The sequence below is a fragment of the Acidithiobacillus sp. IBUN Pt1247-S3 genome (genome assembly GCF_041146875.1).
Lineage (GTDB): Bacteria > Pseudomonadota > Gammaproteobacteria > Acidithiobacillales > Acidithiobacillaceae > Igneacidithiobacillus.
On record NZ_JBFRXP010000010.1, the window covers coordinates 39,897 to 64,315 of the forward strand.

32 protein-coding genes are annotated in these 24,419 nt (G+C 56.9%); 8 read left to right on the plus strand and 24 right to left on the minus strand.

The annotated features are described in order from the left end of the window. Nucleotides 1–12 precede the first annotated feature (12 nt). From rplI to radA, 7 genes are read left to right on the plus strand one after another with little or no spacing between them, the layout of a single operon-like run. Entirely contained in the window at nucleotides 13–459 is a 447-nt protein-coding gene (rplI, locus tag AB4090_RS08670) for a 50S ribosomal protein L9 (RefSeq protein WP_369573476.1), read from the plus strand. Between the two features lie 24 nt (nucleotides 460–483). Next, nucleotides 484–1,845: a replicative DNA helicase gene (gene dnaB, locus AB4090_RS08675; RefSeq protein WP_369573477.1), complete on the plus strand. Its 1,362-nt coding sequence runs from the start codon at nucleotides 484–486 to the stop codon at nucleotides 1,843–1,845. 51 nt (nucleotides 1,846–1,896) lie between these two features. Further along, complete coding sequence (locus AB4090_RS08680) at nucleotides 1,897–3,213, plus strand: paraquat-inducible protein A (protein ID WP_369573478.1); 1,317 nt, start codon at nucleotides 1,897–1,899, stop codon at nucleotides 3,211–3,213. Further along, nucleotides 3,173–4,831 carry an intermembrane transport protein PqiB gene (locus tag AB4090_RS08685; protein WP_369573479.1) on the plus strand — a complete coding sequence of 553 codons (1,659 nt, stop codon included), beginning with the start codon at nucleotides 3,173–3,175 and terminating at the stop codon, nucleotides 4,829–4,831. The genes AB4090_RS08680 and AB4090_RS08685 overlap by 41 nt, the downstream gene beginning before the upstream one ends. A 2-nt stretch (nucleotides 4,832–4,833) precedes the next feature. Next, nucleotides 4,834–5,415, plus strand: a complete 582-nt coding sequence (locus AB4090_RS08690) for a membrane integrity-associated transporter subunit PqiC (protein ID WP_369573480.1) — start codon at nucleotides 4,834–4,836, stop codon at nucleotides 5,413–5,415. 58 nt (nucleotides 5,416–5,473) lie between these two features. Further along, nucleotides 5,474–6,577: an alanine racemase gene (gene alr, locus AB4090_RS08695; protein WP_369573481.1), complete on the plus strand. Its 1,104-nt coding sequence runs from the start codon at nucleotides 5,474–5,476 to the stop codon at nucleotides 6,575–6,577. Then, nucleotides 6,574–7,932 carry a DNA repair protein RadA gene (radA, locus tag AB4090_RS08700; RefSeq protein ID WP_369573482.1) on the plus strand — a complete coding sequence of 453 codons (1,359 nt, stop codon included), beginning with the start codon at nucleotides 6,574–6,576 and terminating at the stop codon, nucleotides 7,930–7,932. Before alr ends, radA begins: the two co-directional genes overlap by 4 nt. A gap of 4 nt (nucleotides 7,933–7,936) precedes the next feature. Here the strand turns inward: radA and AB4090_RS08705 are convergent, their stop codons facing one another. Together AB4090_RS08705 and AB4090_RS08710 are read right to left on the minus strand one after the other, a co-directional pair. Beyond that, the gene (locus AB4090_RS08705) at nucleotides 7,937–10,795 is read right to left on the minus strand and encodes an EAL domain-containing protein (protein ID WP_369573483.1); all 2,859 of its coding nucleotides are present in this window, start codon (nucleotides 10,793–10,795) and stop codon (nucleotides 7,937–7,939) included. Between the two features lie 181 nt (nucleotides 10,796–10,976). Further along, complete coding sequence (locus tag AB4090_RS08710; RefSeq protein WP_369573484.1) at nucleotides 10,977–11,432, minus strand: single-stranded DNA-binding protein; 456 nt, start codon at nucleotides 11,430–11,432, stop codon at nucleotides 10,977–10,979. A gap of 81 nt (nucleotides 11,433–11,513) precedes the next feature. Here AB4090_RS08710 and uvrA point away from each other — a divergent pair, with 81 nt between their 5' ends. Beyond that, the gene (gene uvrA / locus AB4090_RS08715) at nucleotides 11,514–14,330 is read left to right on the plus strand and encodes an excinuclease ABC subunit UvrA (RefSeq protein WP_369573485.1); all 2,817 of its coding nucleotides are present in this window, start codon (nucleotides 11,514–11,516) and stop codon (nucleotides 14,328–14,330) included. Nucleotides 14,331–14,376: 46 nt separating this feature from the next. Here the strand turns inward: uvrA and rplQ are convergent, their stop codons facing one another. From rplQ to rplP, 22 genes are read right to left on the minus strand one after another with little or no spacing between them, the layout of a single operon-like run. After that, nucleotides 14,377–14,748: a 50S ribosomal protein L17 gene (rplQ, locus tag AB4090_RS08720; protein ID WP_369573486.1), complete on the minus strand. Its 372-nt coding sequence runs from the start codon at nucleotides 14,746–14,748 to the stop codon at nucleotides 14,377–14,379. Nucleotides 14,749–14,780: 32 nt separating this feature from the next. Further along, entirely contained in the window at nucleotides 14,781–15,791 is a 1,011-nt protein-coding gene (rpoA, locus tag AB4090_RS08725) for a DNA-directed RNA polymerase subunit alpha (protein ID WP_369573487.1), read from the minus strand. A gap of 22 nt (nucleotides 15,792–15,813) precedes the next feature. Further along, nucleotides 15,814–16,440, minus strand: a complete 627-nt coding sequence (rpsD, locus tag AB4090_RS08730; RefSeq protein ID WP_369573488.1) for a 30S ribosomal protein S4 — start codon at nucleotides 16,438–16,440, stop codon at nucleotides 15,814–15,816. 18 nt (nucleotides 16,441–16,458) lie between these two features. Continuing rightward, entirely contained in the window at nucleotides 16,459–16,854 is a 396-nt protein-coding gene (gene rpsK / locus AB4090_RS08735) for a 30S ribosomal protein S11 (RefSeq protein WP_369573489.1), read from the minus strand. Nucleotides 16,855–16,872: 18 nt separating this feature from the next. Then, a complete protein-coding gene (gene rpsM / locus AB4090_RS08740; RefSeq protein ID WP_369573490.1) occupies nucleotides 16,873–17,229 on the minus strand; it encodes a 30S ribosomal protein S13 in 357 nt (118 codons plus the stop codon). A 44-nt stretch (nucleotides 17,230–17,273) separates the two neighbouring features. Next, nucleotides 17,274–17,387 (minus strand): 50S ribosomal protein L36, encoded by a 114-nt coding sequence (gene rpmJ / locus AB4090_RS08745; protein WP_004870771.1) that lies wholly within the window; start codon nucleotides 17,385–17,387, stop codon nucleotides 17,274–17,276. A gap of 11 nt (nucleotides 17,388–17,398) precedes the next feature. Next, nucleotides 17,399–17,617 (minus strand): translation initiation factor IF-1, encoded by a 219-nt coding sequence (gene infA / locus AB4090_RS08750; protein WP_215871573.1) that lies wholly within the window; start codon nucleotides 17,615–17,617, stop codon nucleotides 17,399–17,401. 3 nt (nucleotides 17,618–17,620) lie between these two features. After that, nucleotides 17,621–18,277 (minus strand): adenylate kinase, encoded by a 657-nt coding sequence (locus AB4090_RS08755; protein ID WP_369573491.1) that lies wholly within the window; start codon nucleotides 18,275–18,277, stop codon nucleotides 17,621–17,623. A gap of 2 nt (nucleotides 18,278–18,279) precedes the next feature. Further along, nucleotides 18,280–19,617, minus strand: coding sequence for a preprotein translocase subunit SecY (gene secY / locus AB4090_RS08760; RefSeq protein ID WP_369573492.1), 1,338 nt, complete (start codon nucleotides 19,615–19,617; stop codon nucleotides 18,280–18,282). A gap of 1 nt (nucleotide 19,618) precedes the next feature. Then, nucleotides 19,619–20,056: a 50S ribosomal protein L15 gene (rplO, locus tag AB4090_RS08765; protein ID WP_369573493.1), complete on the minus strand. Its 438-nt coding sequence runs from the start codon at nucleotides 20,054–20,056 to the stop codon at nucleotides 19,619–19,621. Then, entirely contained in the window at nucleotides 20,053–20,238 is a 186-nt protein-coding gene (gene rpmD / locus AB4090_RS08770; protein ID WP_369573494.1) for a 50S ribosomal protein L30, read from the minus strand. The genes rplO and rpmD overlap by 4 nt, the downstream gene beginning before the upstream one ends. After that, the gene (rpsE, locus tag AB4090_RS08775) at nucleotides 20,231–20,764 is read right to left on the minus strand and encodes a 30S ribosomal protein S5 (protein WP_369573495.1); all 534 of its coding nucleotides are present in this window, start codon (nucleotides 20,762–20,764) and stop codon (nucleotides 20,231–20,233) included. The genes rpmD and rpsE overlap by 8 nt, the downstream gene beginning before the upstream one ends. 13 nt (nucleotides 20,765–20,777) lie before the next feature. Next, nucleotides 20,778–21,131, minus strand: a complete 354-nt coding sequence (gene rplR / locus AB4090_RS08780) for a 50S ribosomal protein L18 (protein WP_369573496.1) — start codon at nucleotides 21,129–21,131, stop codon at nucleotides 20,778–20,780. A gap of 11 nt (nucleotides 21,132–21,142) precedes the next feature. Then, a complete protein-coding gene (gene rplF, locus AB4090_RS08785) occupies nucleotides 21,143–21,667 on the minus strand; it encodes a 50S ribosomal protein L6 (protein ID WP_369573497.1) in 525 nt (174 codons plus the stop codon). 9 nt (nucleotides 21,668–21,676) lie between these two features. After that, nucleotides 21,677–22,072, minus strand: a complete 396-nt coding sequence (rpsH, locus tag AB4090_RS08790) for a 30S ribosomal protein S8 (RefSeq protein WP_369573498.1) — start codon at nucleotides 22,070–22,072, stop codon at nucleotides 21,677–21,679. A 7-nt stretch (nucleotides 22,073–22,079) separates the two neighbouring features. Further along, nucleotides 22,080–22,265, minus strand: coding sequence for a type Z 30S ribosomal protein S14 (locus tag AB4090_RS08795; protein ID WP_369573499.1), 186 nt, complete (start codon nucleotides 22,263–22,265; stop codon nucleotides 22,080–22,082). 13 nt (nucleotides 22,266–22,278) lie between these two features. Further along, nucleotides 22,279–22,821 carry a 50S ribosomal protein L5 gene (rplE, locus tag AB4090_RS08800; RefSeq protein ID WP_369573500.1) on the minus strand — a complete coding sequence of 181 codons (543 nt, stop codon included), beginning with the start codon at nucleotides 22,819–22,821 and terminating at the stop codon, nucleotides 22,279–22,281. Between the two features lie 14 nt (nucleotides 22,822–22,835). Continuing rightward, the gene (gene rplX, locus AB4090_RS08805) at nucleotides 22,836–23,156 is read right to left on the minus strand and encodes a 50S ribosomal protein L24 (RefSeq protein WP_369573501.1); all 321 of its coding nucleotides are present in this window, start codon (nucleotides 23,154–23,156) and stop codon (nucleotides 22,836–22,838) included. 9 nt (nucleotides 23,157–23,165) lie between these two features. Continuing rightward, nucleotides 23,166–23,534, minus strand: a complete 369-nt coding sequence (gene rplN / locus AB4090_RS08810; RefSeq protein WP_215871585.1) for a 50S ribosomal protein L14 — start codon at nucleotides 23,532–23,534, stop codon at nucleotides 23,166–23,168. Next, a complete protein-coding gene (gene rpsQ / locus AB4090_RS08815) occupies nucleotides 23,531–23,806 on the minus strand; it encodes a 30S ribosomal protein S17 (RefSeq protein ID WP_369573502.1) in 276 nt (91 codons plus the stop codon). Before rpsQ ends, rplN begins: the two co-directional genes overlap by 4 nt. Further along, the gene (gene rpmC, locus AB4090_RS08820; protein ID WP_369573503.1) at nucleotides 23,803–24,000 is read right to left on the minus strand and encodes a 50S ribosomal protein L29; all 198 of its coding nucleotides are present in this window, start codon (nucleotides 23,998–24,000) and stop codon (nucleotides 23,803–23,805) included. Before rpmC ends, rpsQ begins: the two co-directional genes overlap by 4 nt. Further along, nucleotides 23,997–24,413 (minus strand): 50S ribosomal protein L16, encoded by a 417-nt coding sequence (gene rplP, locus AB4090_RS08825; protein ID WP_369573504.1) that lies wholly within the window; start codon nucleotides 24,411–24,413, stop codon nucleotides 23,997–23,999. Before rplP ends, rpmC begins: the two co-directional genes overlap by 4 nt. Nucleotides 24,414–24,419 lie beyond the last annotated feature (6 nt).

Sequence of the window (24,419 nt, forward strand, 5' to 3'; positions counted from 1 at the left end):
AAGGACAAGACCATGAAAGTGATTCTATTGGAACGTATCAACAAACTCGGGCGCCTTGGCGATGTAGTCGAGGTTCGTCCCGGCTACGGTCGCAACTTCCTGGTTCCCCAGGGCAAGGCCGTTGTCGCTACGGAAAACAATCTGACGGATTTTGCCGAGCGTAAGGCAGAGCTGGAAGCCGTCGAGGCCGAGCGTCTACAAGCGGCGCGGGCGCGGGCCGAGGCGCTGGCCGAGGTCATTCTGCGCATCGCCCTACAGGCCGGTGAAGATGGACGCCTCTTCGGCTCTGTTGGCCACCACGACGTGGCACGGATGCTGGAAGACATGGGTCACAGCGTCAGCCACGGTGAGGTACGCATGCAGGATGGTCCGATCAAGCGTACCGGCGAATATCCCGTACGCCTGCATCTGCACCCCGAAGTCGAACTCGACATTCAGGTCGTCGTCGAGCGCGCCTGATTTCGCGCGTCCAGAGGCACAAAGATGGCCGCTCATCTGGACGACGAAGTCAAAACAACCCCCTACTCCCGGGAGGCCGAGCAGTCGGTCCTCGGGGGTTTGCTGATCGACCCGGAAACCTGGGAAGCGGTTAGTGAGATTCTGGTGGTCAGCGACTTTTACGAGCGCCGCCATCAAACCATTTTTGCTGCGGCTGCCGAGATCTGTAATGCCGGCACCGAGCTCGATGCCATCACCCTTGCCGAGCATCTCGAGGCCCGCGATCTCATTGAAGAAGTGGGCGGCCTTACCTACCTGATTGAACTCGCCAACCTGACACCCAGTGCGGGAAATGTGCAGGCCTATGCCCGTATCGTGCGCGAACGCTCGGTCCTGCGCTCCCTGTTACGTGCCGGCCGCGAGATTGCCGAACTGGCCTACCGCCCCGAGGGGCGCGAGGCGCGCCTCCTGTTGGATGAAGCGGAGCGCAAGATCTTTGAGTTGGCCCAAGGCGAGGATCGTAGTGGCGCGCATTTTCAGCAAATCAAAGAAGTGTTGCCCGGAGTTATCGACCGCATCGAGCAAATTGCCAAGGAGCGCAAGCAGATTACCGGCCTGCCCACCGGTTTTGTCGACCTCGATGAAAAGACCTCGGGGCTGCACCCAGGGCAGTTAGTGATTGTTGCCGGGCGCCCCAGCATGGGCAAAACCGCCTTTGCCATGAACATTGCTGAGCACGTCGCCTGTGTCGAAAAACGCGCGGTAGCGGTGTTCAGCATGGAAATGCCAACCGAAGAAATCGTGCTGCGCGCCCTCTCCTCCCGTGGACGGGTTGATCAACATCGTCTGCGTAACGGCAGCCTCAATCGCGACGACTGGCCACGCATCGCGCAAGCCGTTGGCGAACTGAACGTCGCGCCCCTCTTTGCCGACGACTCTGCCGCCCTCTCGCCAACAGAGCTGCGCTCACGCGCGCGGCGTCTGAAGCGCGAGCACGACATCGGGCTCATCGTTGTCGACTACCTACAGTTAATGCAGGTACCCGGCCGGGGTGACAACCGCGTCGCGGAAATTTCCGAAATTAGCCGTTCGCTCAAGGCGCTGGCGAAGGAATTGAGCTTACCCATTATTGCCCTCTCGCAGCTCAATCGCAGCCTGGAAAGCCGCACCGAAAAACGCCCGCAAATGTCGGATCTACGCGAGTCCGGTGCTATCGAACAAGATGCCGACTTGATCCTCTTCCTCTATCGCGATGAGGTCTATCACAAGGACAAGGAAGAAGTGAAGGGCATGGCCGAGGTCATCATCGGCAAGCAGCGTAATGGCCCCATCGGCACTGTGCGCATGAGTTTTTTTGGCGAGTACACCCGCTTCGAGAATTATGCCCAGATGGACGGCGAATCTTGACCCAACAGATCCATTGATCGTTTGCTATACTGACAGCAACTGATCAAAAAAGTGAGTAAGTCGATGAGTACGGTGCTCATGGGCGGCGCCGACGTAGATCCACACGCAGAACATGGCTACCTTTGCTGTCCCGATTGCGGTCTGCTGCAAAAACTCCCGAGAGTCGGCATCCGTGGTCTGAATACCTACTGTGTGCGCTGTGGCGCTACCCTGGAGCGCACCCGTGGGCGCAGCATCAATGCTGCCTTGGCCATGTGCCTGAGTACCCTCTTTCTACTCATACCGATGAATCTCTTTCCCTTTTTATCGGTAGATATCTTCGGCGTGCATCATACGAGCATTGTCTATTCGGGTATTGCTGGAATTGCCGCGCAAGGCTGGCCTTTGGTGGCAATCATCCTCGCCCTGGAACTCATCGTCCTGCCGTTTTTTCGCTTTGGCTTTCTCGCCGTTGTTTTGCTCGGAGTCTATCACGACTACCACCATCCTCATTTAGGGAGATTGTTTCGCTGGTCAGAACGCCTAGATCAATGGTCGATGCCGGATGTGTTCCTGATTGGCTGCGTAATTGGTTATGGCCGGGTGGCGCCGTTTCTGCCCATCAGTATTGGTATTGGTGGTTACTGCGTACTCGCCGTGTCTTTTCTGACTCTGTTGACCCGCGCCAGCCTCGACCGGCGCGAAATCTGGCGGCGCATCGGCCCCTGCTGTCAGCATATTGAAGAGGGTGTGGAATATGTCGGTTGCCCATTTTGCGGCCTGCCCCATAGTAAAGAGGAGGCGCAAGGACAGCACTGTCGGCGCTGTGGGGAGCGGGTCTGGCGTTATCGGCCCAACACTGGAATGCGCGTACTGGCACTGACCCTGGCGGGATTCTTTTGCTATCCCTTCGCCTACCTCTACCCGATGGAAACAAATTATCAGCTGGGCAGCTTGCAGGGCTACACCATCATGACCGGGGTAGACAAGCTCATTCAGGCCAATTTTTACGTCTTTGCCGCCATCATCTTTCTGGCCAGTGTGGTAACCCCCTTCCTCAAACTCTTTGGCCTGAGTTGGTTCCTTATCTCTATACACGGCCAATCGCAGCGCAAGTTACGTACCAAGACCACACTCTTTCGCGTCATTCGCCAAATCGGTCGCTGGTCCCATATCGATGTTTTTACTGTCGCCGTATTTCTGCCGCTCATGCATCTTTCGGGCTTACTGGCGGTGTACGTGGGAAAGGCGTTACCCTTCTTCCTTGCCGTCGTCATCCTTACCATGATTGCCACGGAAATCTTCGACCCACGCCTGCTGTGGCAGAAAGTGGATGAACAGGAACAAGATGAGTCAGTCTTCGCTAACACCGCAAGCGCACAATCGTAAACCCCGCTGGCCGGGGCTGATTTGGGCAGTGCCGGTCGCCGCGCTGGCAATTGTCAGCTGGCTCGCGCTACGCAGTTACCTCGATCAAGGCCCCACGGTCACGGTGGAGTTTCCCACTACCGGAGGGATCAAAGCCGATCATACCGCGGTGAAGTACCGCGGGGTGACGGTTGGCCAAGTTACCGGTACGCGGCTGGCCAAATCACTGGATCAGATGGCCGTAACCTTGCGCTTCGACCCATACATGGCCGGGCATCTGGGCAAAGGAACGCGTTATTGGATTGCCGGCAAAGAGGTGAATTTTGCCGACCTGAGTTCCCTCAAGTCGATCATTGCCGGCCCCTATATCGGTATCGATCCCCATCCTGGCGCCACCATACATAAAGTGACGGGTCTGAGCCAAGAACCGGTACTTAAGAGCGAACCAAAAGGTCTGACACTCATCCTCCGCAGTGAGAAATTTGACGCCGTGCAACGGGCTGCGCCCATATTTTATCAGGGCATGCAGATCGGAGAAGTCCGCGGTAAGGCGCAGGCGCCAAATGGAAACGGCTTCCGCATTTATGCCTTCATTTCCCAGAAATATCTGCACCTGATCAATGCGCGCAGCCGCTTCTGGAACTCCGGTAAGGTTCGCTTTGCGCTTTTGGGCAAGGACTCTGGCTTACACATCCCCCCAGCCGATGCCCTTTTCTCCGGGGCGATTTCGGTAACAACGCCAGAGAAGGGTCCGCCGGCCACGGACAATCTGCAGTTTCCCCTTTATCCCAGTGCCGGGGCAGCGCAGTGGGCACCGCGCAGCAATGCCGTCCTCTACCAAGTCCAGATGCCTGGTGGCCCGCAAGGCCTCAGTACCGGGGCAGCAGTACGCCTCGAGGGCAGCCGGGTAGGTACGGTAACCGCCGTGAATATGAGCTATAGCCCACAACACCTGGCATTGCAAACCCAAGTGCAACTAGCAATCGAACCGCAGAGCATCCCCTTGACCGATGCCCAGTGGAAGGAAGCAGACCCCCGCCCGCAGATGGATACCATGCTTCGCGCGCTCATTGCGCAGGGACTGCGGGCGGAGCTGGAACAGAATCCGCCCCTGCTTGGCAGCCCGGAGATCGCTCTGGTGATTTTGCAGCACCCCAAGGCAGCGCGTCTGGGCGCTGGTAACCCACCCCAGATTCCTTTTGCCCAAGGAGGTAGTCTAGCCAGCACCCTTGCTCAAGTGGATGGCATATTGCGTGAAATTCATGCACTACCCCTGGCGGAGATTGCCAAAAACCTGCAGGTCACAACGCGGCAGATAGCTGCTCTGAGCCAGTCGGGAAAAACCCGGGAAACGCTCAATCACCTCGCGCAGGCGACGCAGCACTTGAATGCCATTCTTGCTGCTGGCCAGAAACAGCTGCCGACCACCTTGCAGCACCTACGCGCGGCCAGTGAAGAGGCAGAACAAGCCTTACGAGCAGCACACGGCCTGTTAGCGGAGAATGGCAGCGCTGGCAACGCGCCAGAATCCAGCACCCTGCCACGTACTCTGTATGAACTTGGTCGTGCTGCCGCTTCGCTGCGCTCGCTGACCAACTATCTCAATAGCCACCCCAACGCCTTACTCATCGGGAAATGACCATGGCCTGGATTCGCATCTTTCTCCTTTTCGGCCTCACCCTCCTCCTCAACGCCTGCGCCAGCATGCCCACGCAGTACCTAAGCCTGAGCGCGCAAGGCCAGCCCTTGCCAAGCCAGTCCCTGCAAAAAACCCAGAGCGTGTTAGTCGTCGATCACGTGCAAATGCCCGCCAGCATCGACCGGCTCTACCTCACCCGCGGCGAGGGCGACAGTGGCATGCAGGTGTCTGGACATGTACGCTGGATTGCGCCCTTGGGGGGCATGGCACAACGGGTCTTGGCAGAGGACCTGCGCCGGCACCTGCCACATCTAAACGTGCTGATTGCCGGATCACCGCTACCAGCGCACACGCAGCCACTCCATCTCCGCGTACAGGTGCAGGAATTCCTGCCAACAAGCAGCGGCAAAGTTATCCTTGACGTCGATTACTTCCTGCTCAATGCCGGGCAACATTTGCAATACGCAGGACACTTTCGCCACAGCGTCGCCACCAACCCTTCTGCACAGGCACAAGCGCAGGCCATGAGTGAGAGCATTGCGGCATTGGCGCAGGACATCGCGCAGCACCTTCCGGGAAAATAGCCGCCGCACCTGGTAAATTGCCCAAGACGTCCCCGGCCGCCCTTGCTATCATTGCTGCATGAGTCGCCCCAACCAAGTGGAAATCTCTGCCTCAGCCCTTGCCCACAATCTTGCCGTGGCGCGCCAGGCTGCACCCAAAGCCCGCGTGATGGGTGCCATCAAGGCTAATGCCTATGGTCATGGAGCGCCATTGGTGGCGACGACCCTTGCAGCGGCGGGTATTGATGCCTTTGCCGTAGCCAGTGTCGAAGAGGCCGAAGAACTCCGCGGCCTACAGCTCGAACCACGGTATACCGCCCTGGCGGGCCCCTTCTCCGCAGCGGAGATCCCCCTGGCAGCAGCGCACGGCCACCGTCTGGTGCTACAAAATTTCGCGCAATTGCAGTGGCTGCAGAAAAGTCATTGGCAGGAGACGCTGGAGGTTTTTGTAAAATTTGACAGTGGCATGCACCGTCTGGGTTTTGCCCATAACGAGCTGGCACAGGTCTTTTCACAGTTGCGCAGCAAGCTGGGGGGGCCGTTGCGCGTGCTCGGCCTGCTGAGCCACCTGGCGCGCGCCGACACCCCGGAAGACCCGTACAATGCCGAACAAATCGACGCCTTCCAGAAAGCTTGTGGCACGTTCGGGATACATACCGCGGGCGAGCACTCCCTGCCCAATTCCGCGGCCATCCTTGCCCTACCACAGGCAGTCACGCCCTGGATACGCCCCGGCCTGCTCCTCTATGGGCTCGCTCCGCTGCAGGGGCGCAGCGCCGCAGAACTTGATCTGCAATCCGTACTGCGCTGGCGGACGGAAATCGTCGCCATCCGCACCCTACGGGCTGGTGATTGGCTCGGCTATGGGGCCAGCTGGCAAAGCGACCGGGACTGCCGCGTAGGCGTCATCGCCTGTGGCTACGGCGACGGACTCGATCGCCGCCTGGGCCTACAACAGGCACCGGTTTTGGTGCGCGGGCAGCCAAGTCATTTGCTTGGTCGGGTGAGTATGGATCTCGCCTTTGTGGCCCTGGATGGCATTTCCGCCGAGCCTGGCGACCCGGTGCAGATCTTGGGCGGGCCCGAGCTGCCGCTGGAAGACTGCGCCCAACGTCTGGACACTATTGCGTATGAAATTGGCACCCGCATCGCGCAGCGGGTTCCCAGGATCCGCGTACCGTGAGTCGCGAGCGCAGTCTCTATGTATGCCAAGCCTGTGGCGCCAGCAGCCCCAAATGGATGGGGCGCTGTGCCGAATGTGGGGCATGGAATAGCTTGGTGGAAGAACGCGCCGCTCCTGCGCCAGGAAAAGGCACGCGCGGTAGCAGCGCCTTTGCCATAGCCAGCCCGCCACAGCGCCTCGCTGCCGTGCCCATCGCCGAGATTCGCCGCCAGAGTACGGGCTTACAGGAACTCGACCGCGTCTTGGGTGGTGGAATTGTGCCGGGTGCAGCAATTCTTTTGGGTGGTGAGCCGGGCATTGGCAAATCGACCCTGTTACTGCAAAGCGCGGCCGGCATGGCCTATAACGATTCCGTACTCTATGTGACGGGTGAAGAATCCGCAGCGCAATTGGCATTGCGCGCCCAGCGCCTGGGGATTGGCGACCTGGCTATCGAAGTCCTGGCCGAGAACCACCTGGAGAGTATCGAGGCGCAGATAGCCCAGCAACGACCGCAGGTATTGCTCATCGACTCCATCCAGACCTTGTTCACCGAAAATTTGCAGTCAGCACCGGGCTCTGTCGCCCAAGTACGGGAATGCGCCGCACGTCTGGTGCGGCTCGCCAAAACGCAGGACATCAGCCTGTGGATGGTGGGGCATGTAACCAAGGAAGGGGCCATTGCCGGGCCGCGGGTGCTGGAACACATGGTCGACACGGTGCTCTATTTTGAGGGTGAGGCCGGCAGCCCGTACCGCATTGTGCGCGCTATCAAGAACCGCTTTGGTGCCGCCAATGAGCTCGGCGTCTTTGAGATGCAGGAAAAAGGCCTGGAGGAAATCAGCAACCCATCCCGCCTCTTTCTTAGCCAGCACCAAAAACCGGTTTCCGGCAGTGTCGTGCTGGCTACCCAGGAAGGCAGCCGCAGCCTGTTGGTCGAGGTGCAGGCCCTGGTCACCCCCAGTCCTCTCACCAATCCGCGCCGCGTTGCCCTGGGCCTCGATCCCAATCGGCTATCTTTGCTGCTCGCGATCCTGCATCGCCATGGTGGGAGCTTTCTCTTTGATCAGGATGTCTTCGTCAATATTGCAGGTGGGGTACGGGTGATGGAACCAGCTGCCGACCTCGCGGTTGCACTGGCGGTGCTCAGCGCCTTTCGTAATGAGCCAGTAGAGGAAGGCCTGGTGGCCTTTGGCGAGCTGGGATTGGCAGGTGAATTACGCCCGGTGGCCCACGCCGAAAGTCGCCTGCGGGAAAGCGAGAAGCTCGGTTTTCGCAGCGCTATCCTGCCCCAAGGGAAAACAACGGCCGGTGCTATCCAGCTGCGCCCGGCACGGTCTCTTGCTGAGGCGGTCCAGTCTGCTTTCGGGCATTAGGAGATCAGGTCTCTTGGAGTCGTCTTACATCTAACTGAAAAGCATCCAATAACGCCGTAGAAAAGCGTCGATGGCAATCCTCCAGAACAGCCCAGTCTGAATCCTGTATTTTTCCATCTTCCATGCCCAGACTCGCAATCAACGCGTGATATTCTCGATGTAAGACCATCAAAATATCATCCCAAGCCAGGCCTAGCTTTTCCAATCGATGGTGCTCTGGACAGGCACGCGCCTTCGCCATTCCGCGAAAGTCGACAATTTCTGGGTGTTGTTTCAGCGCTTTTTCCAGAATATCGAAATGGCTAATATGCTGCGCATAACACCCCAAGTAGCTCCCCGGCGTTTCATCACTGCCCTGCAAATGCTGCGCTAAAAAGCTGTGCAGGACTTCCATAGGCATTGGGCGCGCGATCGCATAGCCCTGGAAATATCGCACCCCCATTACCGTCAAGGCATCGCGGATCGCATCACTTTCCACGCCCTCGGCGACGAGATCGACATGTAGGCCCCTGGTCAGGTCGAGAACCGATTGCACAAAACGTAGATCCTGAGGACGCTCCTCCAGACAACGTACAAAGCCCTGATCCAGTTTTGCTTTGTCCACTGGCAACTCTTTCAGACGCAGGAGAGAAGAGTACCCGCTACCAATGTCATCCAGCGCAATGCGAAACCCCATCGCCTTTAAATCGAGAAGATGGTCAATCGCAATCTGTCGATCAACGAAGTCATGACTTTCCAGTATTTCAAGAGTAATCCGTCCGGGATCAACCCGTGATTCATCGACGATCTTCTGTATACACCGCACGCAGGCTGTCCCCATCAACTGCGGATCAACATTGATGGATATCCAGTAGTTTTGTCCAATTCGGTCAAAGGTCTGCAGGTCAGAAATTCCCTGTCGCAACATCTGTTCCGTCAGATGAAAAATGTCTTTTTCCGTAAGTTGTTTTAGGAAGTCTCCCGGCCCCCAAATTCGGCCTTCTTCATCTACAAGACGTGCCAACGCCTCAAGTCCCACCACTCTTTTTTGCCGTTGATCCCAAATCGGCTGGTACCAGCTTTGCAACCCACCGGCACGAAAGAGCCTGCGCAATGGGTACAAACTCTGCGCACTCTCATCACCGCTCCAAAAAGACCAGGGGTGATTACGAGTCTCCTTTTTGCGCTTGGATGCAAACATCGCCTGATCCGCCTCACGCAACAACAATTCAAGGTTGCTGTTGGCAGAGAGAGGATAAATGCTCGCCCCCATACTTACCTGTAGATGGATCTGCTCCCCTGACTCCATAACCAGCGGCTTTTCGACAGCAAGGTTGACTTTTCTCAGCACGCTCTCTAGCTGGGCAATGTCGCGCAGCCCTTCAAGCAGCAAGATGAACTCGTCCCCACCAATGCGCGCGACGCTGTCCGTGTGGCGTAGCGAATCCTGCAGACGCTGCGCGAGCAGTTGCAAAATCGCGTCACCAAGATCATGTCCGACACGGTCGTTGATCTGCTTGAAGTCATCCAGATCCAATACCACCAGAGCCAACAGACGTTCGCTGCGGTCCGCTCGGGCACGCGCACGGGGAAGCTCTTCCTCCAACGCACGCCGATTCAACAGATCCGTCAATGGATCGTGCAACGCCATCCGCTCTAATTTTGCCTCGCGCGCCTTTTGGTGCGTCAGATCATGAAAATAACCGATATAGTTAGTTATCTTTCCAGAATTGTCGCGTACCGCGCGGATATTGAGAAATTCAGGAAATAATTCGCCATTCTTACGCCGGTTCCAGATTTCTCCCTGCCATTCTCCGTCACGGCGCAATTTTTCCCACATGGAGTCATAAAAACCTGCGTTCTGTATCCCAGAATGCAGGATATGTGGTGTTAGCCCCAGAACTTCGCTTTCCGCATAACCGGTCAACTGGCCAAAAGCCTGGTTGACGCGCACGATGCGCTGCTCAGCATCAGTGATCATAATGCCCTCCTGGGCCTCGAACACCTGAGCAGACAAGCGCAGTGCCTCGCGTTGAACTCGCGATTCGCTAATATCCCGCTGAACGCTGACAAACTGGGTAATTTGTCCCTGATGATCACGTACCGGGCTAATGGATAGTTGATTCCAAAAAGAACTACCATCTTTGCGATAATTGAGAACTTCTCCGCCAAACGACTGCCCAGCATCAAGGTGTTGCCGTATACATGCAACTACCTCAGCAGAGGTTTCCGGTCCCTGCAATATACGACAATTTTCACCAATCAGCTCGGGCAAACTATAGCCGGTCATCTCCGCAAAGGCATTATTGAAATAGAGGATATTTTGCTTGGCATCGGTCAGCAGTACACCTTCGCTGATCGAGCGCAATGCTGCCGCAAAGCTACGATCACGCCCGTCCACCGGGGTTTGGAAGAGGATTTGCGCCAGCACTGCGACAATCCCCTCCAATAGCTGTACCTGCTCGTCGCTGGGCGCTGCCTCGCGAAAACTGGTGAGAGCGAAGGTGCCCACGACCTGGCCAAACGGATCCCGAATGGGAGCCGACCAACAGGCGCGAATCTGTAGGGCTTTCGCAAGGTCGTGCAACCGTCGCCAACGGTCATCCTCGGTGGCGTTGCGCACCAAAACGGTCTGTCCGTACAATACTGCGCTGGCGCAGGAGCCATTCCCATCAACCACGCGCAACCCATCGAATTGTTTGCGCACTTCCTCGGGGAGGCTTGGCCCGGCATAAAAGCGGAGCTCGTTCTCGGGTCCGAGAAGCATTACCGTCGCTAGCGCCCCGGGCACAATACGTTCGGCAACCAGACTCAAAGATTCTACTAGGCTACGGGCGGACTCCGTTGCCTCTGGGGCTACTGCATTACACGAAACGCCGTGCATTTTTTGTTTACTCCTACTCCCACTACATACCCTTTCATGTAAGGGCCCACATTTTTTGCCACGCTCCAGACACAAAAAGCTCTGCCGCCCCACTTGGGAAGAGCAGCGAGCCTTCTTTGGGACAGATATAGATTACCTCTAAGTTGTCAGATCCGCAAGTTTACAAAAAACTAGGCACTCGCTAAAACGGTATATCGTCGTCTTCGAACTGCTCCACTGGCGCACGCGGCGCACTCTTGGCGGTCCGACTAGACGGTTCACCATGGCTCTCCTGCTGGCCATCATCAAAATTGGCAGTGCCACCGCCGCGGCCACCCACCAGTTGCAGGCGGTCGGCGACGATTTCGGTCGTGTAGCGCTCTTGGCCTTCTTTGTCGGTCCACTTGCGCGTCTGTAGACGCCCTTCGATATAGGCCATGCTGCCCTTTTTCAGATATTCCCCAGCAATCTCCGCCGTGCGCCCAAACAACACCACACGGTGCCATTCGGTACGCTCTTGGCGATTGCCATCACGATCCTTGAAACTTTCCGATGTTGCCAAATTCAGATTGGCGATAGCCGCCCCGCTGGGTTGATAACGCATCTCAGGCTCTCGGCCCAAGTGCCCAAGTAGTATGACTTTATTCACTCCCGCCATGGTTTCTCTCCTGATGACCAGGGACGCGCGTCCCGTTAGCCCCTATACTATCCCATTCTCACCGGCTATGAAGCAAACGGCATGGATCATATCGAAATTCGCGGTGCCCGCACGCACAATCTCAAAAACATCAGCTTGCGTTTACCACGCGACCAACTGATCGTGATTACCGGCCTCTCCGGCTCAGGCAAGTCCTCACTTGCCTTCGATACCCTCTATGCCGAGGGGCAACGCCGGTATGTCGAGAGTCTTTCCGCCTATGCGCGGCAATTTCTCTCCCTGATGGGCAAACCCGATGTGGATGCCATTGAGGGGCTTTCTCCGGCCATCGCCATCGAGCAGAAATCGACTTCACACAATCCCCGTTCTACCGTCGGTACCGTCACCGAGATCCATGATTATCTTCGTCTGCTCTATGCGCGCGTCGGAACCCCTTGGTGCTGTGGCGAACCGATCCAAAGCCAAAGCATTGCCCAGATGCTCGACCAGATTCTTAGCTGGGAGAGCGGCACGCGCTTGCTCGTGCTGGCCCCGGTGTTACGCGACCGCAAAGGTAGCCACGAGGAGATTTTTCAGGGCTTGCGTGCCCGTGGTTTGGTGCGCGCCCGGGTAGATGGCCAACTCTGCGAGCTCGAAGAGGTACCGGTGCTAGACCCCAAGCGCAAGCATCGGATTGAGGCGGTGGTAGACCGTGTGGTGTTGCGTGATGACGTACGTGGACGCCTAGCCGAATCCCTGGAGAGCGCTATGGCCATGGGCGACGAGGAGGCCATTGTCGTCAAACCAGACGCAGAAGCGGAGCATTTTTTTTCCGCCCGTCACGCCTGCCATCATTGCGGCCGCTCCTTTCCCGCCCTGGAACCCCGCCTCTTTTCCTTCAACAATCCCGCAGGTGCCTGTCCGCGCTGCGATGGGCTCGGCGAAATCAATATCTTTGATCCCCAGTTGCTCATCCCCAACCCCGCCCTCAGCATTGCCGATGGTGCGATTGCGCCTTGGCGTCAACGACAAAATGACGTCCTTCCCGCGCTACTGCATGCCTTGGCCAAGCGGCTGGACTTTTCGCTAGATACCCCCTGGGAGGAATTGCCCGGCAAGGTACAAGACACCCTACTGCATGGCTATCCGGAACCTTTAGCGATTCGCAGCCGGGCTGGAAAGACGGAAACGCAGCGCTATCCCGGCGTCATCCCGAACCTGGAAAAACGCCTACGCGAGACCCAGTCTCAGCTACTGCGCGAGGAGATTCTCCGCTATATGGGGCGTTTACCCTGCCCGGACTGCGGCGGGAGTCGGCTGCGCAGCGAGGCACGCATGGTGCGCGTCGGTGCATTGGCTGTGCATGAATTCTCCGCCCTGTCGATTGGCACTGCCCTGGACAGTATCAAAGACCTGCAACTGGGTGGCAAGGAAGCCGTCATTGCCGAGCGTATCCTCAAAGAGATCAACGACCGACTGCAGTTTCTCATGGATGTCGGCCTCGACTATCTAACCCTGGACCGCGCCGCCGAGACCCTCTCTGGTGGCGAGGCACAGCGGATTCGCCTGGCCTCGCAAATTGGCGCGGGCCTCGTGGGAGTAATGTATGTGCTCGACGAACCGTCGATCGGGCTGCACCAACGCGACAATGATCGCCTACTCCACACCCTCAAGCGGCTCCGCGACTTGGGCAACACCGTCATTGTCGTCGAGCATGACGAGGATGCAATTCGTGCTGCCGATTACCTCGTCGACATGGGCCCCGCTGCTGGCGTGCACGGTGGCGAAGTGGTCGCGCATGGGCATCCGGCAATGGTGGTCAGCAGCGCCGATTCCCTCACTGGCAAATATCTGCGCGGAGAACTCTGTATCGCTACCCCCGAACGTCGCCGCCCGCTGGAGGAAAACCGGCTCTTACGTCTATGCGGTGCGCGTGGGCACAACCTGCGTACAGTAACGCTCGAGATTCCCCTCGGCCTCTTCACCTGTATTACCGGGGTTAGCGGTTCGGGAAAATCCACCCTAATCAACGACACGCTCTACCCGGCCTGTTCGCGTAAGCTCATGAATAGCCATCTTACGCCCGCCCCCTACGAGGAACTCATTGGTCTAGAGCATCTGGACAAGGTCATTGCCATTGACCAAAGCCCGATCGGGCGCACTCCGCGTAGCAATCCCGCCACCTATAGCGGGCTATTTACCGCGGTGCGCGAACTGTTTGCCGGTACCGGCGAGGCGCGCGCGCGCGGCTACGGCCCGGGGCGTTTCAGCTTCAACGTCAAGGGTGGGCGTTGTGAGGCCTGCGAGGGAGAGGGAGTGCTTCGCGTTGAAATGCATTTTCTGCCAGACGTGTATGTTGAGTGCGACGTCTGCCAAGGGCGCCGCTACAAGCGCGAGACCCTGGAGATTCTCTACAAGGGCAAGTCCATCCACGATGTTTTACAGATGACGGTAGAAGAAGCAGCCACCTTTTTCGCTGCGGTACCCAGTATCGCGCGCAAACTGGGAACGCTACTCGACGTTGGGCTCGGCTACATACAGCTCGGACAATCGGCGACTACGCTCTCCGGAGGCGAAGCGCAGCGGGTCAAACTCGCGCGCGAACTATCCCGCCGGGACACCGGCCGCACGCTGTATATACTCGATGAACCTACTACGGGCCTGCACTTTCACGACATTGCCTTGCTACTGAGTGTCTTACAAAAGCTGGTAGACGCAGGCAACACCGTTATCGTCATCGAACATAACCTCGATGTGATCAAAAGCGCTGACTGGCTAGTTGATCTGGGGCCCGAGGGCGGTAGCGGTGGCGGCCAGATCATCGCCCAGGGTACTCCGGAAGAATTAATGCGGGCGCAGCATTCCCATACCGGTTATTACCTCGCGCGGCACCTGACCGTAAAAGCGGAAAAGGGCTGAGAGCCCCTCTGGCCCTCAGCCCTTCCGATAGCAGCGAAGCTGCAGCCTAAGAAGCGCTTACCTCCCGATCAACCAGTTCGACAATCGCCAATGGCGCATTGTCACCGGCGCGAAAGCCATATTTGACGATGCGCAGATATCCGCCCGGCCGCGCCTTATAATGCGGACCAAGCTCGTCGAATAGCTTTACAACCGCGTCGCGATCGCGCAAGCGCGAGAACGCAAGACGCCGCCGCGCCACCGTCGGCTCTTTCGCCAAAGTGATCATCGGTTCGGCAAAGCGCCGCAGTTCCTTAGCCTTGGGTAAGGTAGTAACAATACGCTCGTGCGCAAAGAGAGACACCATCATGTTGGCAAACATCGCCCGACGATGACTACTGTTACGATTCAATTTTTTTCCACTATTACCATGACGCATGACGTCACACTCCCCAAATAAAGGTTAACGACTCAGTCTGCCTCGACGATATTTTTGTTACCGAGCGGTGGCAGATTCTCGGGTGGCCAATTCTGCAAACGCATCCCCAAAGAAAGGCTTTTAGCGGCCAAGATTTCTTTGATTTCGGTCAACGACTTGCGCCCTAAATTAGGAGCCTTCAGCAGCTCATTTTCCGATTTCTGCACCAAGTCACCGATGTAGAAAATATCTTCTGCCTTGAGACAGTTCAGCGAGCGCACCGTCAATTCGAGATCATCCACCGGACGTTCGAGCAACGGCATCAGGTCTTCCACGATGGCCACATTGCGCGCCTCTTCGACTATCGGCGCTTCTCCAGTGACGAAGACATCCAGCTGCTGCCGCAATATACGAGCCGCTTCCTGCACCGCCGCCAAGGGCTCAATGGTGCCGTTAGTCTCAACATCGAGCACCAACCGATCGAGATCCGTGCGCTGTTCAACACGGGCGCTCTCCACCTGAAAGCTGACCCGCAGCACGGGGCTGAAGCTCGCATCGAGCGCAAGCACCCCAATACGTTTTTCATGATCGCGTTGCCGCGTTGCCGCAGCTTGGTAACCGCGTCCGAAATCAAGGCGCAGGTGCATGACCATTTCCACATCACGGGTAATGGTCGCAATAACCTGTGCTGCATTAGCAACTTCCACGCCATGCTCGGCCACGATGTCGGCACCGGTCACCGGCCCTGGGCCACGCTTACGCACGGTGATGGTCTGCGATTCGAGCCGATGGCTGCGGATCGCGAGCTGTTTCAGGTTCAGAAGAATGTCGACGACGTCCTCTTGCACACCCTCTAGGCTAGAGTATTCGTGCAACACGCCCTCGATTTCGACCTCGGTAACTGCAACACCTTTCAGCGACGAAAGAAGAATTCGCCGCAGCGCATTACCGAGGGTGTGTCCAAAACCGCGCTCCAGAGGACCCAAGCTAACCCGTGCAGAATGTGCACCGGTCCTTTCGATTTCGTAATTCTGCGGACACAAAAGCTCGCCAACTTCAGCCATAAATAATCCTCGTTGCTCCGGTTTACTTGGAGTAGAGTTCCACTACCATCTGCTCGTTCAGGTCCTGCGGCATCTCGTCGCGCACGGGGACGGCTTTGACAGTGGCACTGAGTGCCTTGGTATCCACGCTGAGCCATTCGGGGTAGCCGCGCACTTCTGCTGCCTCAACGGCCGCAAGTATACGCGCATGCTCCTTGGCAGATGCAGTCACGGCGACCACATCACCAGCCCGCACCTGGTAGGACGGAATGTCAACGCGTCGACCGTTAACGGTGATATGTCCATGCCGAACCACCTGCCGCGCCTCCGCTCGGGAAGCGCCAAACCCCAGGCGATACGCCACGTTATCGAGACGCAACTCAAGGAAGCGCAACAGCAATTCGCCAGTAACACCCTTTTTCTGCGAAGCAGCGGCAAAATAACGGCGAAACTGACCTTCCAAGATGCCATAAACGCGCCGCACCTTTTGCTTTTCGCGCAGCTGGGTACCATATTCGCTGACGCGCGCCCGGCGTTGACCGTGCTGACCCGGTGCGTAGGCCCGAACCACGACCGGGCACTTATCGGAGAAACATTTTTCTCCCTTGAGAAAGAGCTTGCCACCTTCGCGCCGGCACTGACGGCAACTGGGGCCGGTATATTTAGCCACTACCTACCTCCGAAAAAATTAAACGCGCCGCTTTTTGGGCGGACGGCAGCCATTGTGAGGGATTGGCGTCACGTCGCGAATGCTAGTGATGCGAAAACCGACAGAATGTAACGCGCGAACGGTACTCTCTCGACCCGGTCCGGGGCCACTGACCTCAACGTCCAGATTCTTCACGCCGTACTCTTGCGCCCGGCGACCCGCGTTTTCCGCAGCCACCTGCGCGGCGAACGGGGTACTTTTCCGCGAGCCACGGAAGCCAGAACCACCGGAACTGGCCCACGCCAAGGCATTGCCCTGCCGGTCGCTGATCGTGATGATGGTGTTATTGAATGAAGCATAGATGTGCGCGACGCCGTCGACGACGTTCTTTTTTACCTTTTTGCGCACTCGTACATTACTCTGCGTTTTTGCCATAGTATCGATCCTTCAAGCTCAGCGGGCGATGGGCTTCGCCGGGCCCTTGCGGGTGCGCGCGTTGGTTTTCGTCCGTTGGCCATGAACGGGAAGACCGCGGCGATGACGAATGCCACGATAGCAGCCCAAATCCATGAGTCGTTTGATACTCATGGTGACTTCACGGCGCAGGTCACCTTCAACCACATATTTACCGACCTCGGTCCGGATACGCTCGAGCTCACCTTCGCTGATGTCCTTGACACGTACAACGGTGTCGACCTCAGCAGCCGCAAGAATGTCTCGCGACCGGGTCGCCCCGATTCCGTAGATATAGGTCAACGCGACGCCGATCTGCTTGTTATTCGGAATATTGACACCAGCAATGCGGGCCATTCCCTACTCCTTCCCATTCATCATAATCAACCCCGTTACCACTCTCATCCCTGCCGCTGCTTATGCCGTGGTTCGACGCAAATCACGCGTACGACGCCGTTGCGACGTATGATCTTACAGTTACGGCAAAGCTTTTTTACCGATGCACGAACTTTCATGGACCGCCTCCTTACTTGGCGCGATAGGTGATGCGCCCCTTGCTCAGGTCGTAAGGCGTCATCTCCACAGTGACCTTATCTCCGGGCAGAATACGTATGTAGTGCATACGCATTTTTCCGGAGATGTGTGCATTGACCACGAACCCGTTCTCCAAGCGCACTTTAAATGTCGCACTAGGCAGGTTCTCTATGACTTCTCCCTGCATTTCGAGAGTGTCTTCCTTGGCCATCCGTTACCCCAAAAAACCACGAATTCTGTCAGTAACCGCAGCGCTAGTCCCGTTACCGTCCACTTCTGCGTACCCACTCCTGCCGCGATAGAATGAAACAAGCGGGGCAGTTTCAGCCATGTACACCGCGAGACGATGGCGAATCACAGCCGGCTGATCGTCGTCGCGCTGAAAGAGCTCGCCACCACAGCGATCACAACAACCATCCACTTTTGGCGGCTGGAAGCGCATGTGGTAGATCGCGCCACAATCGCGACACACGCGCCGCCCAGACAAACGATCGACGATTTCCTCGTCCTCCAACACAATGTGCAAAATGTGTCCGATCGACACGCCGGCGATATCCGAGAGAAGCCGGTCGAGACCCTCTGCCTGCACTACCGTGCGCGGAAAACCATCGAATACGACACCATTCCTCGCGTCATCTTCGCGCAAGCGTTCCGAAACGATACCGAGAATGATCTCGTCATTTACCAGAGCACCAGACTCCATTACCGCCTTCGCGCGCTTACCCATTTCGCTACCGGTTGTAACAGAGGCGCGGAGCATATCACCTGTAGAAACGTGAGGCAAGCCCAAATCAGCTGAGATCACCTTGGCTTGCGTGCCCTTACCGACCCCTGGCGCACCCAGGAGAATAATATGCCCGGCGCCTTTCATGATTACCGCTTACCTTGCTGACCGCTTTTGCGCAGCAAGCCCTCATAGCGATGCGTCAGCAAGTGACTCTGCAGTTGGGCCATAAGGTCCATCATCACGACAACGACAATCAGTAAACTAGTACCGCCAAAGTAAAACGGCACGTTATATTCGGTAATTAGGAACTCGGGCAACAAACATACCAAGGTGAGATAAATCGCGCCCCAAAGCGTTAGTCTGCTGAGGACTCGATCCATATATTTGGCAGTCTGTTCGCCAGGCCGCAGGCCAGGCACAAACGCACCGGATTTTTTCAGATTGTCTGCTGTCTCGCGGGGGTTAAATACCATCGCTGTATAAAAAAACGCGAAGAACACAATGGCGGTAGTAAACACTATGACGTAAAGCGTGCTACCCGGACTCAAAGCCTGTCCAATCCGTGACAACCATTCCATTCCGGGAACATTAGCGAACCAACCGGCAAGGGTAGCGGGCAGCAAAAGTATGCTGGTAGCGAAGATCGGCGGAATGACACCAGACATGTTCACCTTGAGTGGCATGTGTGTACTTTGCCCACCATAAATCTTCCGTCCAACCTGCCGCTTGGCGTACTGGATCGGAATCCGACGCTGCGCACTCTCCATAAATACCACAAACGCCAACACGAGCAATGCCAAGACGAATATCGCCAAAGCGAAAAGCGGCTGAAATTGTCCTGTGCGCACCAACTCCAACATGGTGGCGAGGGCCTGCGGTAGCCCAGCAACAATCCCGGCGAAGATGATCAACGAAATACCGTTACCAATCCCACGCTCGGTAATCTGCTCGCCGAGCCACATGAGAAAAACCGTTCCCGCAGAGAGCGTGATGGTGGTGGTAAACAGAAATAGCGGGCCAGGATCGATAACCACCGGGACGGATCCGCCATGCATCTTTTCTATTGCAACGGCAATGCCCAAACCCTGCAAGAGGGACAATACGACCGTGGCGTAGCGGGTGTATTCGGTAATCTTTCGCCGCCCAGCTTCGCCTTCTTTCTTTAGTTCTTCCAGTTGGGGAACCACAGAGCCGGCCAACTGAAAAATAATTGAGGCGCTAATATATGGCATAATGCCCAACGCGAATACCGTGAGCCGTGACAACGCGCCCCCGGAAAACATGTTGAACATACCCAGAATCGTGCCTTGTTCCTGATGAAAGAATGAGGCCATAGCTGCGGGGTCAATACCGGGGACGGGGATATGCGCCCCAATCCGAAACACCAGCAACGCTCCGAGCAAGAACAATATACGTTTACGTAGCTCGGCGATGTTGCCCGCACCCTGTGCGGCATTGCCCAATGCGCCGAGGGTGTTGGCCATCTTATTCCTCTACCTGGCCGCCAGCAGCCTCAATGGCCTGCCGTGCACCGGCGCTAACGCGCAGGCCCTTGACCGAAACTGCTGCTTCCAGCTTGCCCGTGCGGATCACTTTGACTTGGTCAACGTCGCCGCGGACGAAGCGTCGCAACCGCAAGGCTTCAAGATCAACAACCCCACTAATCGCGGCACTTTCCAGCATGTCCAGCGTGACTTCGACTACCACCTGAGCCCCGTTGTTGCGGAACCCACGCTTGGGGATACGGCGTTGCAACGGCATCTGGCCGCCTTCAAAACCGACCTTATGATAACCACCAGAGCGTGCGTGCTGACCTTTGTGCCCGCGGCCGGCGGTCTTACCAAAACCGCTACCGATGCCGCGTCCAACCCGCACGCGCTCTTTCTTAGCACCCGGCGCGGGAGCAATGGTATTCAATTTCATGACTGTTCTTCCCAACGCAAAAGATACGGGACTTTCTTGATCATACCGCGAACCTCTGGGGTATCACTCAGCTCAACGGTATGTCCGGTGTGACGCAACCCTAAGCCACGCACGGTTGCGCGATGCTTCTCGGTGATCCCAATGAGGCTACGTACCAGCGTAACCCGTAAGATCTTACTCATGCCCAGCCCCTCCGTGCCCACGGATCTCTTGTAACGTTTTACCACGCTTCATGGCGATCGACTGCGGACTAGCCAACTTGGAGAACGCGTCGAAGGTGGCGCGAACGACATTGATCGGGTTGTTGGAGCCCAAGGACTTGGCTACCACATTACGCAACCCGACCGCCTCGCAGACCGCGCGCATCGCGCCACCCGCGATCACACCACTTCCTTCTGGCGCAGGGCGCAGAATAACGCGCGCTGCCCCATGCCGTCCCTCAACCGGAAACGGGATGGTGCCGCGCATCAATGGCACTTGGGTAAGGTAGCGACGCGCCTGATCCGTGGCTTTTTGGATGCCAGCGGGGACCTCTTTCGCCTTGCCGCGCCCGAAGCCCACCTTACCATCTCCGTCACCAACCACCATCAGCGCAGCAAACCCGAACTGCCGGCCACCCTTTACAACTTTTGACACGCGGTTGATATGGATAAGCTTTTCCAACATTCCGTCGCTCGGCTGTTGGCTCTCGCGATTCTCTCTTGCCATTGTCAATACTCCGTCAGAAGGACAGGCCGCTTTCGCGTGCTGCTTCGGCTAGGGCCTTTACCCGACCATGATAGCGATAGCCGCTACGGTCGAAGGCCACTTGGGTGATACCGAGGCCTTTGGCCTTTTCTGCCACGCGCTTACCGATAATTGCTGCACTCTCAGCGCTGCTTCCATTCTTGACCGTAGCGCGGACATCTTTCTCCACCGAGGAGGCCTGGGTAAGCACCCGCCCTTGGCTGTCGTCGATGATTTGTGCATAGATATGTTTGCCGGAGCGATAGACCGCCAAACGGAGTTTGCCTTGGCCGGCGATGCGCGCACGCGTCTTTCTGGCTCGCCGCAAGCGACTGATGTTCTTGTCCATTGCTGATCCCCTCACTTCTTCTTGGCTTCTTTACGCCGGACCTGCTCGCCAGCATAGCGAACACCCTTGCCCTTATAAGGCTCCGGTGGCCGATACGCGCGGATATCAGCGGCGACCTGACCGACCATCTGCTTATCCGCTCCACGGATAACGATTTCGGTCTGCGTTGGCGTTTCAACGGTGATGGCCTCAGGCACCGGGTATTCAACCGGATGTGAAAAACCCAAGCTCAAACCCAATGTCTTTCCTTTGGCCTGGGCACGATAACCAACGCCGATAATTTCCAGCTTGCGCTCAAATCCTTGGGAAACGCCTTGCACCATATTGGAAAGCAGTGCGCGGGTCGTGCCCGCATGATGTACAACCTCGGCTTGCCAATTCACATTCGCGCTGTCGCCATCAACATGGATTTCGACACCGGCCTGCAACGGCATCGTAAGCTGACCCTTGGGGCCTTTGACTACGACCTGTCCCGCGTCCACTCTTACTTCGACACCCTTGGGCAGGATTACTGCTTGTTTTGCTATGCGTGACATGGTTCCCCCTTAGGCTACGACGCAGAGCACTTCGCCGCCGATACCTTCGGCGCGCGCCGCGCGATCGGTCATGATGCCCCGGGACGTCGACACAATAGCGATGCCATAGCCGTCGCGCACCCGCGGCAGCTCCTGTGCGCCACGATAAATACGTACTCCGGGCCGACTGATACGGCGAATTTCGGAGATGACACCCTCACCAGCGTAATACTTCAGGGTAATACGCAGGCTCGGATGGCCGGCCAAGGTATCGTCTGCAATCTCAGCAATATAGCCCTCTTCCAAAAGGACGCGCGCGATCGCTCGTTTCAGCGTGGAAGCTGGAACCTGTACGAAATTTTTGCCTACTGCCTGCGCATTGCGAATGCGCGTCAGCATATCTGCGATAGGATCTGTAATGCTCATCTTTCCCTCACCAACTGCTCTTCACGACGCCGGGGATATTGCCGGCAGAGGCATGCTTACGCAGGCAAAGACGACAAAGTCCAAACTTGCGATAGTAGCCATGGGCACGCCCGCACAACTGGCAACGATGATAGGCGCGAACCTGAAATTTGGGTGTCCGTGCCGCCTTGGCGATCATTGATTTTTTGGCCATACCTTAACTCTCCTCAGGCGCGGAACGGCATTTTGAAGGCTTTGAGCAAACCCAGAGCCTCAGCGTCGTTCTTGGCGGTGGTAGTAAAGGTCACATCCATCCCGCGGAGCCGATCGATCTTGTCGTATTCGATCTCGGGGAAGATGATCTGTTCCTTTACGCCCATAGAATAGTTACCACGTCCGTCAAAGGACTTTGGCGACAAACCACGAAAATCGCGAATCCGCGGAATGGCAATGCTCACCAGACGATCGAGAAATTCGTACATACGTTCACCACGCAGGGTGACCATACAGCCGATCGGATACCCGTCGCGGATCTTAAACGCAGCAACCGATTTGCGCGCCTTGGTAACGATGGGCTTCTGGCCGGCAATCTTGGTCATATCACCAACTGCGGCTTCCAGGACTTTCTTGTCGCCCACCGCTTCGCCAACCCCCATGTTGATGGTAATTTTCTGCAAGCGCGGGACTTCCATCACGCTCTTGTAGCCGAATTCCTGAATCAGGCGCGGGACGATCTGATCCTTATAAATTTTTTGCAAACGTGCTTCCATCTCTACCTGCTCCCTCAGTGCTTAGCCAGCTGTTCGCCGTTGCTTTTGAACACACGAACTTTGCTGCCATCAGCGAGGAATTTGAAACCCACGCGATCTGCCTTGCCCGTCGCCGGGTTATACACCGCGAGTTTGCACAATTGCACCGGGGCTTCCTTTTCCACGATGCCGCCGCCATTACCCATGCGGTCAGGCCGTTGATGCCGCTTGATCATGTTTACCTTTTCCACGATGGCACGGTTTTCCTCGGGTAGCACGCGCAGTACTTTGCCACGTTTACCCTTGTCCTTACCGCTGAGCACCACCACTTCGTCGTCTTTACGAATCTTGCTCATGCGCAGCTCCTACAACACTTCAGGCGCGAGCGAAATGATCTTCATAAAATTGGCGCCACGCAGCTCGCGGGTGACCGGGCCAAAAATACGCGTACCGATAGGCTGCAACTGATTGTTCAGCAGAACCGCAGCGTTGTTATCGAAGCGGATGACGGATCCATCCTCACGCCGCACACCCTTACGGGTACGCACGATCAGGGCATTGTAAACGTCGCCTTTCTTGACCTTGCCGCGCGGCGCAGCATCTTTGATGCTCACCTTGATCACATCACCGATATCTGCATAACGCCGATGCGAACCACCCAGCACTTTGATACACATTACCTCACGCGCTCCACTGTTATCCGCCACAGCGAGCCGGCTTTGCATTTGAATCATGATGCGACTCCTTCAGCAATAGCATGGCCAACCACAGAGACTAGGCGCCACGTTTTGGTCTTGGACAGCGGCCGACACTCTTCAATGCGGACGGTGTCACCAATTTGGCAGCTATTTTCCTGATCATGGGCGTGGAATTTTTTCGAGCGTCGTATGTACTTTTTGTAGAGCGGATGCTGAATACGCCGCTCAACGAGAACCACGATAGTCTTATCCATACGGTTACTGACCACGGTGCCCACCAGACTACGGGGATTCTGTTCTGTGCTCATTGGCTCACCTTCGCCTTTTTGCTGATCTCGGTACGCACACGCGCGATATCACGGCGAACGCCACGCAGGCGTGCGGTCTTCGCCAGTTGCCCGGTGCCATGCTGCATGCGCAGCTTGAACTGCTCTTCGAGGAGCGCAAGCAACTGCGTCTGACACTCGGACGCGGATAGTTTGCTCAAATCTTGTCCTTTCATCCCATCACCCGCCGTTCTACCACGATGGTCTGTACCGGTAATTTGGCGGCGCCAAGCCGCAGGGCTTCACGCGCAACTTCTTCCGTTACACCTTCCATCTCATACAAAACCTTACCAGGCTGAATTTGCGCTACCCAGTATTCGGGATTGCCCTTGCCCTTACCCATACGTACCTCAGCTGGTTTCTTGCTGATGGGTTTATCAGGGAAAATGCGCACCCAAATACGTCCGCCACGGCGCACGTGACGGTTGATCGCGCGCCGTGCGGCCTCGATCTGCCGTGCGGTAACGCGCCCACGGGTAATGGCCTTGAGGCCATACTCACCAAAGCTAACTTTGTTGCCGCGCGTCGCCAGGCCGCGATTGCGCCCCTTGTGCTGTTTGCGAAACTTGGTCCGTTTAGGTTGCAACATCACCGC